The organism is Thioclava sp. F42-5, assembly GCF_002213195.1.
GTDB lineage: Bacteria > Pseudomonadota > Alphaproteobacteria > Rhodobacterales > Rhodobacteraceae > Thioclava > Thioclava nitratireducens.
In genome coordinates, this window is sequence record NZ_NBNZ01000006.1 from 129750 (window position 1) to 144814 (window position 15065).

Genomic DNA, 15065 nt, shown 5'->3' on the forward strand with positions numbered 1-15065 from the left:
GCGCGACAGCGGATTAGACCGCGAAAAAAGCCCCCCAATGACGGCGCGGGGCGAGGTGCTTGCGTGAGCGCGTCGTGTGCTCTCAGAGGCCGAAAATACAGCCTTGCAGGAGGGTGGATCGGCGACGGGTGTGGTTCTCCTCACGCCCGCCTCACCGAGCCTGCCAGAAACGTGACCATTGGAACAGTTTGTCGCAGTTCAAACGCGATGAGTTTTGACCTAAGTCAAGTTCAGCACACGGATACTCCCATATCACAAGTGCATCGGGTTCTTGATCTCCCTGACGCGGTCGACGCCGCACAGAACCCGACCAGAGGAACAGACGTTCTCCCTCGTCTTTCCCCAAACGCGCCGCGGGTCTCCCTCCCGCGGCGCTTTAATTTTTCACCCCCTCGAGATGCGCCCGCCGCCCGCCACGGGCCATGAAAAAACCCTCCCGGTGAGGGGAGGGTTCAAACCGTCTCGGAAGGCTCGGCCGCTTATTTAGCCGGGGCGATCATCATCACCATCTGGCGGCCTTCGAGCTTGGGCATGTTCTCGACCTTGCCCAACTCGCCCACGTCGCTCCGGACGCGGTTGAGCAACTCGAGACCCAGATCCTGGTGCGCCATCTCGCGGCCGCGGAAGCGCAGGGTGACCTTCACCTTGTCGCCGTTCTCGAGGAACTTCACCACGTTGCGCATCTTGACGTCATAGTCGTGCACATCGGTGCCCGGGCGGAATTTGACTTCCTTGATCTCGATCGTCTTCTGCTTCTTGCGGGCTTCGGCTTCGCGCTTCTGCTGTTCGTATTTGAACTTGCCGAAATCCATGATCTTGCAGACGGGCGGGTTGGCGTTGGGCGAAATCTCCACGAGATCGAGCCCGGCCTCTTCGGCCATGGCCATCGCTTCGCGCGGGGAAACCACGCCGACATTCTCACCCTCTGCACCGATCAGGCGAATCTCGGGCGCGCGAATGCGTCCGTTCACTCGGGGGCCGGTATCACGGGTCGGCGGGGCGTTGTGGGGTCTGCGGGCTATGGTGGGAATCCTTCTGTAGCCATTGAGTAATTTCGGGCGGAAAAGATAGTCCCGAGTGCCGCCGTATTCAACCGCAAAGGCACGGGAACCGGGCAGGGAGGATCTGCGTTGTGTCCCGCCGGGCAGGGCCAAGGCGTTTGCCGCGCGATCGCGGGCCTCGCGGGCCGCTGCGTTCGAAGATCGTGGTCGGGCGAAGAGGGCCCGCAGAGCAAGACAATCAAGGGAAATAGCGTGATGAACAAGCTTGTGGCAGCAGTGATCGTGGTGCTGGGGGTGGCCGCCGGACTGATCATCCTGAATACCGATATCTCGGACGGAACCGAAGCGACCGATGCGACGTCGAAGGCCGCTACGAGCGCCGAGAGCGCCGGAAAGACCATGGCCGACAAGGCCAGCGATGCGGTGAAATCCGCAAGCGAGTCGGTGAAGGCCGCCGCGGACAAGGCGACCCAAGCCGCTTCCGACGCGGCCGACAAGGCGACGCAGGCCGCCTCGGATGCCGCGGAAAGCATGAAGGACACGGCGGCAGGCGCGACGGATGCCGCCTCGAACGCGGCGTCGGATGCGGCGGATGCCGCGAAAGAGGCCGCGAAGAAGGGGGCCGATCAGGCGCAAACTGCTGCCTCCGATGCCGCCCAGGGCGCTGCCGATACCGTCTCGAAAGCGACCGATACAGCCAAGCAGGCGGCGAGCGACGCGACCAGCGCCGCCAAGGACGCCGCTTCGGCTGCGAACGAGGCTGCGAAAGCCACGATGAATTCCGCCAGCGATGCGGCCAGTGCCGCCGCCACCGATGCCGCGAAGGCCGCGACGGCGGCAGCGGAAGCGGCCGCGAAGGCTGCGAACGCGGCGGCGTCCGCCGCCAGCGGCGCGCAGGCCGATGCGAGCGAGACCGCGATCGAGGGGGCGAGTTCTGCGGCGCAAGCAGCCGCCGAGGCCGCCAGCCAAGCCGCGAATGCCGCCGCCGACGCCGCGGCCGCCGCCACCAATGCGACGCAGGCGGCAGCCCCCGCAGGCGCCGCGAGCGGTGGCGATACCCAGACGCCGGTGCAGGGCCAGGGCGTGATGAGCGCCGCGAAGGCGCTGACCGTGGAAGGGTTCGACGCCGACAGGGTGATCGACATCGTCGATACGTCCGAGCTGCCCGAGGCCACGAAGGCGCAGTTGCGCACGGCGGTGCAAAGCGCCCGCGACAATCCGCAACTCGTGGAAGGGGTGGTCGATCAGATCCGCGCGGCGCTCGGCTTCTGATCGCGCCGCTACCCCTCGAAATCCCCAAGGGTCGCGCGACATCCAATCGCGCGGCCCTTTTCTTTGCGCATTCCGCGGATCGGATGGGAACGCCTGCGCAAAGCCTCGCGTTCGCTCTTCAACGAAAGGAGCCGTTCATGAGCACCCGTCTCGAATTGCAAAGTATCAGCCCCGTCACCCATGACACGCATCACCTCGTCTTCCCCCGCCCCGACGGGTTCGACTTCGACCCCGGTCAGGCGGTCGAGCTGAACCTCACCCGGGAGGGCTGGACCGACGAGAAGCGTCCCTTCACCTTCACGAACCCGGTGGACGGCGACACGCTGGAATTCGTCATAAAGTCCTATCCGGACCATGGCGGCGTGACAGAGCAGATCGCGACGCTCAAGCCCGGCGAGGCGGTGGAAGTCTCCGACCCGTGGGGCGCTATCAAGGACAAGGGCCCCGGCACCTTCATCGCAGGCGGGGCGGGGGTGACGCCCTTCATCTCGATCCTGCGCGCCCGACTGGCCCGCGAAGGTTCGCTGGAGGGTTGCCGCCTGATCTTCTCCAACAAGACCGAGGACGACATCATCCTGCGCGACGAGTTCGAGGCGATGTCGGGGCTGGAGACCGTCTGGACCGTGACCAAGCAGGACGATCCCGGCGCGGGCGTGCAAACCGCCAAGATCGATCGCGGCTTCCTCGCGCCCTATGTCGAGAAGGAGAGCGGCAAGTTCTATGTCTGCGGCCCCCACGAAATGGTGGACGAGCTTGAGGCCACGCTGAAAGAGCTCGGCGTCTCGCAAGATCGCATCGTCCGCGAAGATCTCGACTGACGCATCGCGATCACGCCTAAGTGGCCTCGGCCCGCGCATCCCGCGCTCTCCCGCCCCCTTGCCCCCGGTAAGGGGGCGGCCTAGTTTGCCCTCGCGCAAATTCTTGCCGAGAAAAGCCGACAGACAAGCCGGGGGTCCGCACGCATGGCCGAAAAACGCAGCATCTTCGAGGAAGTCGGAGCCGAGGGCAGTGCCAAACGGGCCGAGCCCAAGGGCGGGATGATCGACGCCAAGCCGCGCGGCGCGCGCCGGGCGATCCGGATGTGGCTCTTTGTGCTGTTCACGCTGGTCGTGGCGATGATCGCGGTAGGCGGGGCCACGCGCCTCACAGATAGCGGTCTGTCAATCACGCGCTGGGACCCGATCTCGGGGGCGGTCCCCCCGATGAGCGATGCGGACTGGCAGGCGGAATTCACTCATTACAAAGAGAGCCCGCAGTTCAAATACATGAACCCGAACATGACCGTGTCCGAGTTCAAGGGCATCTTCTGGTGGGAATGGGGGCACCGGCAGCTGGGCCGCCTGATCGGCATGGTCTGGTTCATCGGCTTCATCGGCTTCTGGCTGACCAAGAAAATCCCGACCGGCTGGACGGGTCGACTGTTCAGTCTCGGGATACTGGGCGGTTTGCAGGGCGCGATCGGCTGGTGGATGGTGTCTTCGGGCCTCGTGGGGCGGATGACGTCGGTCGCCTCTTATCGTCTGGCCACGCATCTCGGCCTCGCTTTCATCATCCTTGGTCTGATCTCCTGGTTCGCGCTGCAACTCTCGCGCCCGGAATCGGCGCTTTTGCAGGCGCGGCGTCTGGCCGAACCGCGCCTGACCCGGATCGGCTCGGTGCTGATCGGGCTGGTTTTCGTGCAGATCCTTCTCGGCGCGCTGACCGCGGGCATCGATGCCGGGCTCGCTTTCCCGACATGGCCCTCGATGAACGGACAGTTCCTGCCGTCGGAGAGCTTCGATTACACGCCGATCTGGCGCAACTTCTTCGAGAACCCGGCGCTGGTGCAATTCATGCACCGGATGGTCGGCTATCTCGTCTTCGCCTCGGGCCTTTATGCCGCATGGCGCGCGCGCAGCTCGGCCCATCCGCGCACCAAGGAAGCCTTCGCGCTGATGGCCGCGATGATCTTCTTCCAGATGGTGCTGGGCATCACCACCGCGCTTGAGCTGGTGAATTACTGGTGGCTGGGTCTCATCCATCAGTTCGGCGCCGTTATTACATGGGTCCTCGTGATCCGCGCGCGTCACATGGCGCGCTTCCCCCTTGTTCGTTCCATCCGGGAGGGCCGCGTATGAGCGCCTATCAGGACCTGCTCGCGCATCAGCGCGAAACCGAAGCGCTGGGCAATATCGCCGGGCTGCTGAGCTGGGATCAGGAAGTGATGATGCCGCGCGGCGCCGCCGATCAGCGCGCCGAGGAATCCGCGGCGCTGGAATCGGTGCTGCATGCGCGCCGCACCGATCCGCGTATCGAAGACTGGCTGGTCCGCGCCGAGGCCGACGACGCGGTGAGCGCGCGCATCCTCGATCTGGTCGGGCGCAGCTACAACCGCGCGACCCGTATCCCGGCGCGCCTCGCGACCGAGATGGCACGGCTGACTTCTCTGTCCCAGGGCATCTGGGCCGAGGCCCGCGCCAACGAGGACGCGTCCGCCTTCCTGCCGACGCTGGAAGAGGTTGTGCGCCTGAAGCGCGAAGAGGCGGAATGCCTGTCCGAGGGCAATCTCTACGACGCACTGCTCGACGACTATGAGCCGGGTGCGACGTCCAAGGAAATCGCCACCGTCTTCGACCGGATGCGCGGCCCGCTGGTGGAGCTGCGCGACCGGGTGCTGGGCTCGGAGGTCTCGCCGCAGCCCTTCGACAAGGTCTTCCCCGAGAACGCCCAGCTGCGGCTCGCGCGTAAATGCGCCTCCGCCTTCGGCTATGACTGGACGCGCGGGCGGCTGGATATGTCGGTCCACCCGTTCTCCTCGGGCGGTGGCGATGATGCGCGCATCACGACGCGCATCTCCGAAAGCGACCCGTTCGGCAATATCTACTCGACGATCCACGAGGTCGGCCACGCCACCTACGAGCAGGCGATCGACCCGGCCTATCGCTTCACGCCGCTGGGCCATGGCGTCTCGATGGGCGTGCATGAGAGCCAGAGCCGGATCTACGAGAACCAGCTTGGCCGCTCGGCCCCGTTCACCGGCTGGCTGCACCAGCGCATGACCGATGCGTTCGGCGATCTCGGCATGGATGCGGAGGCCTTCCACGCGTTGGTCAACCGCGTCGACATGGGCTTCATCCGCACGGAATCGGACGAGTTGAACTACAACCTCCACATCATGCTGCGCTTCGATCTGGAGCGCGATCTGATCTCGGGCAAGATGGAGGTCGCCGATCTCGAAGAGGCGTGGAATGCCCGCTTCGAGCAGGATTTCGGCGTGAAGGTCACCAAGCCCAGCCAGGGTTTCCTGCAGGATGTACACTGGTCGGTGGGGCTGTTCGGCTATTTCCCGACCTATGCGCTCGGCAATGTCTATGCCGGTTGTCTGGACGAGGCGATGCGCGCGGTTACGCCCGGGATCGACGCAGCCCTCGCCGAGGGCGATGCGACGCCCGCGAAACAATGGCTCGACGAAAACCTGCGCGTCCACGGCGGGTTGCGCACGCCGCGCGAGACGATCCGGCATGCCTGCGGGGCCGAGCCGACCGAGACGCCGCTGCTGGCTTATCTCACGCGGAAATTCGAAGGCATCTACAAGCTGTGAGCCGAAGCGCTTGCCGAAAGGGCAGGCGCCTCCGGCGGGGATATTTGGGTCAAGAGGAAGGGGCGGGCGGCCCCTTCGACGATCTTAATTTTGCTCAGCGGTTTCCAGCTTTTCCAAGGCCGCCATCCAGAGTGCTTCGGCCTTCTCCATCGCCTGCGTCGCCTCGGTGTGCTTCGCTTGCCAGACCGCGAGGTCCTTTGCCTTTTCCGGCTCGTAAAGCGCGGGATCGGCGAGTTTCGCGTCGAGCTTCTCCAGCATGCCGCTAAGCTTCTCGACCCGGGCTTCGCAGTCGCGCACCTCGCGCTTCATTGCCGTCATCGCATCGCGGGAGGGCTTGGCCGTTTTCGGTGCTGCGGGCTTCGCGGGCTTGTCTTCGGGCGGCGGCGCCAGCAGCTCGGCGCGGTAGCTTTCCAGATCGCCCTGATAGGGCGCGACCTCGCCGCCTTTCACCAGCCAGAGCCGGTCCGCGACCAGACCCAGCAGGTGCATGTCGTGGCTGACAAGGATCACCGCGCCGGAATATTCGGTGAGCGCAGTCACCAGCGCCTCGCGGCTCTCGATGTCGAGGTGGTTGGTCGGCTCGTCGAGGATCAAGAGATGCGGCGCGTCGAGCGTCGCCAGCAGGAGCGACAGCCGCGCCTTCTGTCCACCCGAGAGCTTGCCCACCGCCGTCTCCGCCTGATCCGCGCCGAGGCCGAAGCCCGCGAGCCGCGCGCGCAGCTTGGCGGGATGCTCGTCGGGACGCTCGCGCTTGAGATGGGTGAGCGGCGTTTCCTTCAGGTCAAGCTCATCCACCTGATGCTGGGCGAAATAGCCGATCCGAAGCTTGGAGGACCGCGTGATCTTGCCCTCCATCACCTGAAGTTTGTCCGCCAAGAGCTTGGAAAGCGTGGATTTCCCCTCACCATTTCGACCCAGAAGCGCGATCCGGTCGTCCTGATCGATACGCAGGTTGAGACGCTTCAGGATCGCCGGGCCGCCATAGCCGACAGCGGCGCTTTCCATCGCGATGATCGGCGGCGAGAGCTGCTCGGGCTCGGGGAAGGTGAAGACCTGCTTGGCCGCTTCTTCCGGCGCGGTGATCGGCTCCATCTTCTCGAGCATCTTGACCCGCGCCTGCGCCTGCTTGGCCTTGGTGGCCTTCGCGCGGAACCGATCGACGAAGCTTTGCAGATGGGCGCGGCGCGCGTCCTGCTTCTTGGCCTGCGCGGCCTGCGCCTCGCGGCGCAGCCTGCGGGTGCGCGCGAAGGTGTCGTAGCCGCCCTGATAGAGGGTCAGTTGCTTGTCCTCGAGATGCAGGATCGAGCCCACCGCGCGATTCAGCAGATCGCGGTCGTGCGAGATCACGATCACCGTATGCGGGTAGCGCATCAGGTAGCTTTCCAGCCAGAGCGCGCCTTCGAGATCGAGATAATTCGTCGGTTCGTCCAGAAGCAGCAGATCGGGCTGCGCGAAGAGCACGCCCGCCAGCGCCACGCGCATCCGCCAGCCGCCGGAGAAATCCGAACAGGGGCGCTTCTGCGCCTCCATGTCGAAGCCGAGCCCCTTCAGGATGGCGGAGGCCCGCGCCTCGCCCGACCATGCGTCGGTATCAGCGAGCCGCGCATGCACTTCGGCGATGCGATGCGGATCGGTCGCCGTCTCGGCCTCGGCTAGAAGACTGGCGCGTTCCTCATCGGCGGCCAGCACGGTGTCGAGCAGCGAGGTCGAAGAAGACGGCACCTCCTGCGCGACGCCGCCGACGCGGGCGCGCGAGGGCAGGGCGATCTCGCCGCCATCCAGCGTCAGCTCTCCCCGGATCAGCCTAAACAGCGTGGTCTTGCCCGCGCCGTTGGGGCCGACGAGGCCGACCTTGTGGCCTTCGGGGATCGTAGCGGAGGCGTTCGCAAAGAGCGGACGGCCTTCGATCGAAAAAGAGATATCGGAGATGCGCAACATGGGGCCTGACTTGGCGCAGGGGCGCGCGACAGTCAATCGCTGCTGCGCGCCGCGCCCCTTCGGCTTGGCAAAAAATATCCCCGCCGGAGGCGCCCTTCGGCGCGTGACGCCCGGCGGCCCGCCGGTCTGCCTTGACCAAACGGTCACGAAACCGCGCTAGACTCGCCCCGGGCCCGCCCATGAGGGCTTTTCAAGCCAGCCCCTGCATGATAGCAGGCGCGGGATATTTCGGACCGGCTTTCCGGCCCGCGAACACAAGGAAAGGGTCACACATGGCCATCGAACGCACGCTGAGCATCATCAAACCCGACGCGACCAAGCGCAACCTCACTGGCAAGATCAATGCCAAGTTCGAGGAAGCGGGTCTGCGCATCGTCGCGCAAAAGCGCATCCAGCTGACCATGGAACAGGCCGGCAAGTTCTATGAAGTGCACAAAGAGCGCCCCTTCTACGGCGAACTGTGCGAATTCATGGCGTCCGAGCCGGTCGTCGTTCAGGTCCTCGAAGGGGAAGGCGCGATCGCCAAGAACCGCGAAGTGATGGGCGCGACCAACCCGGCGGAAGCCGACGAGGGCACTATCCGCAAGGAATACGCGCTCTCCGTGGGTGAGAACTCGGTGCACGGCTCCGACGCTCCGGAAACCGCTGCGGAAGAAATCTCGTTCTTCTTCTCGGGTCTCGAGATCGTCGGCTGATCTAGCGTTTCGCGATCAGACCAATTTCCGAGAGGGCCGCGTCCAGCCGGGCGCGGCCCTTTTCTTTTGCGGAAGGCGCGGAGCTGTCCTCCGCTGCGATCCGCGCCTTGAGCGCGTCGAATTTCTTGCGGAATGCGGCCTTCTCCGCCCCGCGGCAGTCGTTCCACGGCCGACCCTGCAGCGCCATGTGCAGTGCGTAGTAACCGATGAAATGGGCGGGGTTCCCGACCTCGATCCAGGCGGCATAGGCGGCGTCCGCCCCGATCTCGCGCAGCTTTTCCGCCGAGGTGATCCCGGCGCGCATGAAGCCTTCGGCGGTGGCGGGGCCGATCCCCTTGATGGAGGTGAGAGAGGTGCTCATCGTGCCGGACGGTCCTTCGGGCCGCGCGGCAAGGGCAGCGCGACGGATTGGCGGATCATCGCAGTCTGAAGCTGGGCTTCGCGCCACGCAAGAGCAGCGCGAAGGAGAGATCGAATGGCGGGCGGCGCGAAAACCGTCGATGGATGAAGATGCCGGTTGCGGGGCCTGCCTGGGCCGCTATCATCGCGGCGCGAGAGAGGGCGTCAGATGGACGCCCAATCGTCGAATACGGTGCCGTTCTGTTGGGTCGTATTGCCCGTTTGGCCTTGTTGCTGGCCAGGGCGGTTCGTGCCGCCTTGCTGTTGCTGGCCTGATTGATTGCCCGATTGCTGTTGCATGACCTAAGCCTTGTGATGAGTCGCGTTCTAGCGGGGTCTTCCCGTTGCTGCGACAAGTAGCCACAGGCTCTCGCCGAGAAAAGGGTCGGTCAAGCGAAACTGATTTTTGGTCGCATTGGCGTGAGCGACCGTCATGAAACTGTGACGTCGCCGACACGAAAGCGCGGATTTTGGCGCGAGTGCGTCAAGAATTCGGACCTATCGGGGCCGCCTGCGCGGAGCCTTGTTTCAAAGGGCTATCGCGCAGCTCGCGCCGCCGTGCAGATCGGGATGGGTTGCAGGCCGGGCAGGCTGAGCATCGCCTCCAGAGCGGTGTTGTTCTCGACCAGATCGGCGATGGTCTTGCGGTCGAGCGTTCCGTAGAACGCCTCGAGCGCCTCGCTCAGCGCATCGCGGAACAGGCAGGCGTCGCGCAGCGGGCAGGTGTTGGTCTCGGTGTCGAAACATTCCGCGAAAGGCAGGCGGGCCTCGAAGGCGCGCAGCACGTTGCCGACACCGATCTGTTCGGGTGGGCGCGCAAGTTTCATGCCACCGGCGCGGCCGCGCAGGGTGGTGATGAAATCCTCATGCGCAAGGGTGTTGATCACCTGCGCCAGATGGTTCTCGGACGCATTGCAGGCTTCCGCGATCTCGTGTTTGCGCACGGTGCGGTCCGGATTGACCGCACAGAACATCAGCACACGCATCGCGAGATTGGTTCGAGTGGTCAAACGCATCGTAACTCCTCCAGCTCACGCGGCGGTGATATAGATAAGTTTGCCTCGCAAGTTTGACCTATGTCACATTCATTGGAAATTTTCGCGCCGAGGCGAGATTTTGCCGCGCCGTTGTCACGCGGGCCAATATCGGTTGGGTGAAGCGTGGCTGCCGGGCCGGCGCGGCGGGCGCGTCCATTCGGTGAAGTCGCGACACACGGTTGCGTGAGCGAATGAGAGCTTCGGTCGTCTGCGCCCGGTTCGCGCGGTTGCGGGCGCTGCCCGGCCCGGATCGCCCCAGGCGGGCCCTTGTCGGAGTGCGCGGGTTCGGACACGTCCCTCGTCGCCTTGCGGGGCAACTTGACCTCCCGCGAGGGCTGGCGCAGATTTCGCGGGCGAAAGGGAGGGCACCATGGCTCTGGAAGATGCGAAAACCCAAGTGGATCAGGCCTTTACGCGCGTAGATGCGCGCGGTCTGAGCTTCGAGAATACCTTCGGTGGCGCGACCAGCTTCCTGCGGCGGCGCTACACGAAAGACCTCGCAGGCGCGCAGATCGCCGTGACCGGCATCCCCTTCGATCAGGCGGTGACCAACCGCCCCGGCACGCGGTTCGGGCCGCGCGCGATCCGCGAAGCCTCGACGCTGCAGGCTTTCGATGCGCCCTATGGCTGGGGCTATGACCCGCTCTCCGAGCTGGCGATCGTCGATTACGGTGACATGCCCTTCGACTATGCCAATGTGCCCGAGGTACCGGGCCGGATCGAGGCGCATCTCGGCGCGATCTTCGGGGCGGGTGTGGTGCCGATCACGCTCGGCGGCGATCACTTCATCACGCTGCCGATCCTGTGCGCGGCAGTCGCCGCGCATGGCGAGATCGCGCTGATCCAGATCGACGCCCATTCCGACACATGGGCCGATGACGACATGGACCGGATCGACCATGGCACTTTCCTCTACAAGGCGATCAAATCGGGCGTCGTGCGGGCGGAGAATGTGGTCTCGGTCGGCATCCGCACCGACAATCCCGACACGCTGGGCGTGAACATCGTGGATGCGCCGAGCGTGCATCGCGAAGGGATCGGTCCCACGCTCGAACGCATCCGCGCGGTGGTGGGTGATAGACCCTGCTACCTCACCTTCGACATCGACGGTCTGGACCCGGCCTTCGCGCCCGGCACCGGTACGCCTGTCTGGGGCGGTCTGGCGAGCTGGCAGGCGGCAGAGCTGTTGCGCGGGCTGAAGGGCATCAACCTGATCGGCGGCGACGTGGTCGAAGTCTCTCCGCCCTACGATCCGACCGGGGTGACGGCGATCGCCGGGGCCCATGTCGCGACCGAGCTGATCGCCCTTGCGGGCTGGGCGATGCGGGAGAGGGCGGCATGAAACGGGCCGTGACGATCCTCGCGCTCGGGCTCGCCGTCGTGGTGGCGGCCGACGGGTGGGTGCGTCTCGCCCCGATTGATCCGGCGCGCTTCGATGTCGACGGGCTGGCGAAAGCGCCCGGTGACCACCCGGAGACAGGCGGGTTTCAGGCCGTGCGCGACGTCTCCGATCCGCCGGCGCAGATGGCCGCGCTCGACAAGATCATCCGGGGCACCGCGCGCACCAAGCGCGTCGCGGGCAGCGCCGACGAGGGCTACGCGGCCTATGTGACGCGCTCGGCCGTCTGGGGCTTTCCCGATGTCACCACGCTCTGGATCGAAGGCGATACGCTGCAGATCCGCGGGCACCTCGTCTACGGGAAATCCGATCTCGGGGTGAACGAGGCGCGGATCAAGGGCTGGCTCGACGAGGTCGGGCTCTAGCGGGCGCGACCCGCCGTGCGCAGGGTATCTTGCGCCGCGTTTTCCCGCCGACCCGCCCCACGCCGTAGGGTCACACAGACCAACTCTGCCAGTGCGCTCCCTTGCGAAGACAGGGGGCGAAGCCTAAGTGAGGCCTCATGCAGCCGGAGCCAGCATGACCATCATGTATCGTTATTTTTCCTGGGCCATCGCCGTCACGGTGGCAGGGCTGGTCGGGTCCTTCGCGCTGGGGTTCGCCCAGACCGGAGGGCTTGGCGGCGCGGTCTCTTTCCTGATGATCACTGCCGTGCTGGCCGTGCTGGAAATCTCGCTGAGCTTCGACAACGCCATCGTCAACGCCAACAAGCTGCACCAGATGACGCCGAAATGGCAGCGTCGTTTCCTGACATGGGGTATCCTGATCGCGGTGTTCGGGATGCGTATCCTCTTCCCGCTTCTGATCGTCGTGATCGCCGCCGGCATCGGACCGTGGGATGCGGTTCTTCTGGCTGCGAAACACCCGGCCGAATATGCCGAGATCATCGAGGACGCGCATCTGTCGATCGCGGGCTTCGGTGGCGCCTTCCTGATGATGGTCGCGCTCACCTATTTCATCGACGAGGGCAAGGAGGTCGACTGGATCCGCGCGCTGGAGCGCCGGTTGCGGGCGCTCGCGTCGATCCGGGGTCTGGAGATCGGCTTCGTGCTGGTCGTCGTTCTGCTTTTCACCTGGATTCTGCCGGAGGGGCGCGAGGACGAGTTCCTCTTCGCCTCCATCTGCGGCCTTGCGACCTTTCTCGGCGTCGAGGTGCTCAGCCACGTGCTCGACCGGACGAATATCGCCGCCGAGACGGCCAAGGCGGGCCTCGGCGCGTTTCTCTATCTCGAAGTGCTCGATGCGTCCTTCAGTTTCGACGGGGTGATCGGGGCCTTCGCGCTGACCCAGAACCTGTTTCTGATCGCGATCGGTCTGGGGATCGGCGCGATGTACGTGCGCTCGATGACCCTGATGCTGGTGGAGCGCAACACGCTCAGCGAATTCCGCTATCTCGAGAACGGGGCCTTCTGGTCGATCCTGATCCTCTCCGTCGTCATGTTCGCGCAGACGCTGGTGGAAGTGCCCGAGGTGATCACCGGCCTGATCGGGGCCGGGCTGATCGGTCTCGCGCTGCTATCCTCGATCCGGTTCAACCGGCGCTGCCGACGCGCTGTGGAAAGCTGAAATATTCTTGACTCAGTGCGGCGCGCGCGGCACAGCAGGGGCACTTCGGTTCCGCGAAAGCGGATGAAAAGGGAACCCGGTGCGATGCGTGCATTCATTCCGGGGCTGCCCCCGCAACTGTGAGCGGCGAGTGACGGCTGACTGAGCCACTGGGGAGACCCGGGAAGGCCAGCCGGAACCAGGACCCGCGAGCCAGGAGACCTGCCGAGGCGCTCATCCTTTCTGCCTGTGCGGGGCGCGCAGCGGAGGCGGTCTTCCGTCAGTGGTGACATTTTTCACCGTCGGCGGAAATTCAAAATTTCCAAAGACTTGCAATACGAAGTTCACGCGACCGCAGAGTCGCGGCACGAGGGAATTGGATATGATCCGCACCCGTTTGACCGTGGGCCTGATGCTCACCACAGCGCTGGCAGGCCCCGCGCTCGCGCAAGATGCGCAACCTTACCAACTCGATGAGATCGTGATCTATCACGGCGCGCTCGAGCCGCAATCGTCGGACAAGACCGCGCAGGCGGTCACCGTGCTGTCGCGCAAGGAGCTGGAGCGTTCGGGCCAGACCCGTCTCGCCAACCTGATCGCGCAGTCGCCGGGCGTCGGCATCCTGTCGCGCGGGCCGATGGGCGCGCAGACCGGCTTCACCATTCGCGGCGTGTCGCAGAACTACGTGAAGGTCATGGTGGACGGGATCGACGTCTCCGATCCGTCCGCGACGCAGGTGCTGCCCGACCTGGGCCGGTTCAACACGTTCAACTACGACCGGGTCGAGATCATGCGCGGCTCGCAATCGGCGGTCTATGGCGGGCAGGCGGTCGCCGGTGTGATCAACCTCGACACGCCGCGCCCGACCGAGGATGGCGTGAGCCAAAGCGTCAAGCTCGAGCTCGGCTCCTACCACACCGCGAATGCGGCCTATAATTTCGGCTGGAAGAAGGGCGATGACGAGCTCGCGATTCAGCTGTCGAAAATTTACACTGCAGGCTTCTCGGCCGCCGACAAGAAGAACGGCAATACCGAGAAGGACGGCTACCGCGCCGACCGTGTCAGCCTGCGCGCGCAGAAGCGCATCTCCGACAATCTGCTGATCGGCTTCAACGGGTTCGCGCAGAACGATCGGGGCGAGTTCGACAATGCCTTCACCTCGCCGCCCTCCGACGACGGGGAATACACGATCCACAAGGAGCGGGGCGGACGTCTCTTCGCGAAATTCGCGACCGGCCCGCTCGATCACGAGCTCGGTCTGACCTATTACACGACCTCGCGCTGGTATCCGGTCTATGACTATGGCTACGAGGGCAAGCGCCGCAAACTGGACTGGGAAGCCTCGACGGATCTCGGGCCGGGGCGGCTGACCTTCGGGGCGGATCGCACGCTGGAAACCTATACAGGCACCTATGTCTCGGGCCACGTCCTCACGGCGGATACGGGTATCTTCGGTGAATATGCTTTCTCGCCGATGGACGGGGTGAACGTGACCGCCTCCGCGCGCCACGACGATCACTCGGATTTCGGCGGCAACACCACGGGTCGTCTGGGCGTGACGTGGCAGGCCGACGCCGCGACGCTCTACCGGGCGTCGATCGGCAATGGCTTCCGCGCGCCGTCGGGTTATGAACTCTATGACGGCTACGTGGGCAATCCCGACCTCAAGCCCGAGAAATCGCTGAGCTACGATCTCGGCGTCGAGCGTGACTTCGGTGCGCATAAGCTGACCGCGACGCTGTTCCATATCGAGGTGGACGACCTGATCGACTACGACGGCACCTACTACCAGACCTCGGGCACCGCGAAGCGGCAGGGGCTGGAGTTGGGGCTGAAAGGGCCGATCACCAGCAAGATCAACTACAGCCTCGGCTACACCTATCTCGACTGGAAGAACCCCGACGGGCTGTCGTCGGGATCGACGTGGAACTCGGCCTTCGGGCGTCATACGTTGACCGCGGGCATCGACGCGCAGGTGACCGACAAGATCACGCTCGCCGCCGATATGCGTGTGGTCACCGATCGTCAGAGCCAGCCCGATTACGGCCTGCTGAACGCGCAGATGACCTACGATCTGGGCAACCAGAAGGAGGCCTATCTGCGCATCGAGAACCTGACCGACACCGATTACCAGCTCTGGCCGGGCTACGGCACCTCGGGTCGCGCCGCCTATGTGGGGCTGCGTGCGCGGTTCTGATC

Annotated in this window: 13 protein-coding genes and 1 riboswitch; of the genes, 9 read left to right on the forward strand and 4 right to left on the reverse strand. The window is 65.0% G+C overall.

Annotated elements, in window-relative coordinates; translation table 11 throughout:
* Positions 1 to 479: 479 nt before the first annotated feature.
* On the reverse strand, positions 480 to 1022 hold the full coding sequence (gene infC / locus B6V74_RS15460) for a translation initiation factor IF-3 (RefSeq protein ID WP_075775147.1): 543 nt from the start codon (positions 1020 to 1022) through the stop codon (positions 480 to 482).
* 234 nt (positions 1023 to 1256) lie between these two features.
* Between infC and B6V74_RS15465 the strand changes: the two genes are divergently transcribed.
* The 4 genes from B6V74_RS15465 (at position 1257) to B6V74_RS15480 (ending at position 5853) form a co-directional block, all read left to right on the forward strand.
* On the forward strand, positions 1257 to 2273 hold the full coding sequence (locus B6V74_RS15465) for a hypothetical protein (protein WP_088723310.1): 1017 nt from the start codon (positions 1257 to 1259) through the stop codon (positions 2271 to 2273).
* A 137-nt stretch (positions 2274 to 2410) separates the two neighbouring features.
* Positions 2411 to 3091, forward strand: coding sequence for an FAD-binding oxidoreductase (locus B6V74_RS15470; protein WP_088723311.1), 681 nt, complete (start codon positions 2411 to 2413; stop codon positions 3089 to 3091).
* Positions 3092 to 3235: 144 nt separating this feature from the next.
* Complete coding sequence (gene ctaA, locus B6V74_RS15475; RefSeq protein WP_088723312.1) at positions 3236 to 4390, forward strand: heme A synthase; 1155 nt, start codon at positions 3236 to 3238, stop codon at positions 4388 to 4390.
* The gene (locus B6V74_RS15480) at positions 4387 to 5853 is read left to right on the forward strand and encodes a carboxypeptidase M32 (protein WP_088723313.1); all 1467 of its coding nucleotides are present in this window, start codon (positions 4387 to 4389) and stop codon (positions 5851 to 5853) included. The genes ctaA and B6V74_RS15480 overlap by 4 nt, the downstream gene beginning before the upstream one ends.
* Before the next feature lie 84 nt (positions 5854 to 5937).
* Here the strand turns inward: B6V74_RS15480 and B6V74_RS15485 are convergent, their stop codons facing one another.
* A complete protein-coding gene (locus B6V74_RS15485) occupies positions 5938 to 7791 on the reverse strand; it encodes an ABC-F family ATP-binding cassette domain-containing protein (RefSeq protein WP_088723314.1) in 1854 nt (617 codons plus the stop codon).
* A 272-nt stretch (positions 7792 to 8063) separates the two neighbouring features.
* Between B6V74_RS15485 and ndk the strand changes: the two genes are divergently transcribed.
* Positions 8064 to 8486 (forward strand): nucleoside-diphosphate kinase, encoded by a 423-nt coding sequence (ndk, locus tag B6V74_RS15490; protein WP_075775069.1) that lies wholly within the window; start codon positions 8064 to 8066, stop codon positions 8484 to 8486.
* A 1-nt stretch (position 8487) separates the two neighbouring features.
* Here ndk and B6V74_RS15495 read toward each other — a convergent pair whose 3' ends face one another.
* Together B6V74_RS15495 and B6V74_RS15500 are read right to left on the reverse strand one after the other, a co-directional pair.
* A complete protein-coding gene (locus B6V74_RS15495) occupies positions 8488 to 8847 on the reverse strand; it encodes a TfoX/Sxy family DNA transformation protein (RefSeq protein WP_088723315.1) in 360 nt (119 codons plus the stop codon).
* Between the two features lie 574 nt (positions 8848 to 9421).
* The gene (locus B6V74_RS15500) at positions 9422 to 9901 is read right to left on the reverse strand and encodes an Rrf2 family transcriptional regulator (protein ID WP_075775067.1); all 480 of its coding nucleotides are present in this window, start codon (positions 9899 to 9901) and stop codon (positions 9422 to 9424) included.
* A 391-nt stretch (positions 9902 to 10292) separates the two neighbouring features.
* On the opposite strand from B6V74_RS15500, the gene speB reads away from it, so the two are divergent.
* The 4 genes from speB to B6V74_RS15520 all read left to right on the forward strand — a co-directional run bounded on the left by speB (position 10293) and on the right by B6V74_RS15520 (position 15063).
* Entirely contained in the window at positions 10293 to 11264 is a 972-nt protein-coding gene (speB, locus tag B6V74_RS15505) for an agmatinase (protein ID WP_088723316.1), read from the forward strand.
* Positions 11261 to 11686, forward strand: coding sequence for a DUF1499 domain-containing protein (locus B6V74_RS15510; protein ID WP_088718440.1), 426 nt, complete (start codon positions 11261 to 11263; stop codon positions 11684 to 11686). Before speB ends, B6V74_RS15510 begins: the two co-directional genes overlap by 4 nt.
* A 154-nt stretch (positions 11687 to 11840) precedes the next feature.
* Positions 11841 to 12887 carry a DUF475 domain-containing protein gene (locus B6V74_RS15515; protein WP_075775064.1) on the forward strand — a complete coding sequence of 349 codons (1047 nt, stop codon included), beginning with the start codon at positions 11841 to 11843 and terminating at the stop codon, positions 12885 to 12887.
* A 29-nt stretch (positions 12888 to 12916) separates the two neighbouring features.
* A riboswitch (cobalamin riboswitch) is annotated at positions 12917 to 13111 on the forward strand.
* A 137-nt stretch (positions 13112 to 13248) separates the two neighbouring features.
* Complete coding sequence (locus B6V74_RS15520) at positions 13249 to 15063, forward strand: TonB-dependent receptor (protein WP_088723317.1); 1815 nt, start codon at positions 13249 to 13251, stop codon at positions 15061 to 15063.
* Positions 15064 to 15065: the final 2 nt, after the last annotated feature.

Coding starts and splice junctions, on each gene's coding strand:
- speB (WP_088723316.1), top strand. CDS start 10,293: ATGGCTCTGGAAGATGCGAAAACCCAAGTGGATCAGGCCTTTACGCGC.
- B6V74_RS15495 (WP_088723315.1), bottom strand. CDS start 8,847: ATGAGCACCTCTCTCACCTCCATCAAGGGGATCGGCCCCGCCACCGCC.
- B6V74_RS15485 (WP_088723314.1), bottom strand. CDS start 7,791: ATGTTGCGCATCTCCGATATCTCTTTTTCGATCGAAGGCCGTCCGCTC.
- ctaA (WP_088723312.1), top strand. CDS start 3,236: ATGGCCGAAAAACGCAGCATCTTCGAGGAAGTCGGAGCCGAGGGCAGT.
- B6V74_RS15470 (WP_088723311.1), top strand. CDS start 2,411: ATGAGCACCCGTCTCGAATTGCAAAGTATCAGCCCCGTCACCCATGAC.
- B6V74_RS15500 (WP_075775067.1), bottom strand. CDS start 9,901: ATGCGTTTGACCACTCGAACCAATCTCGCGATGCGTGTGCTGATGTTC.
- ndk (WP_075775069.1), top strand. CDS start 8,064: ATGGCCATCGAACGCACGCTGAGCATCATCAAACCCGACGCGACCAAG.
- B6V74_RS15465 (WP_088723310.1), top strand. CDS start 1,257: ATGAACAAGCTTGTGGCAGCAGTGATCGTGGTGCTGGGGGTGGCCGCC.
- B6V74_RS15515 (WP_075775064.1), top strand. CDS start 11,841: ATGACCATCATGTATCGTTATTTTTCCTGGGCCATCGCCGTCACGGTG.
- B6V74_RS15520 (WP_088723317.1), top strand. CDS start 13,249: ATGATCCGCACCCGTTTGACCGTGGGCCTGATGCTCACCACAGCGCTG.
- B6V74_RS15510 (WP_088718440.1), top strand. CDS start 11,261: ATGAAACGGGCCGTGACGATCCTCGCGCTCGGGCTCGCCGTCGTGGTG.
- B6V74_RS15480 (WP_088723313.1), top strand. CDS start 4,387: ATGAGCGCCTATCAGGACCTGCTCGCGCATCAGCGCGAAACCGAAGCG.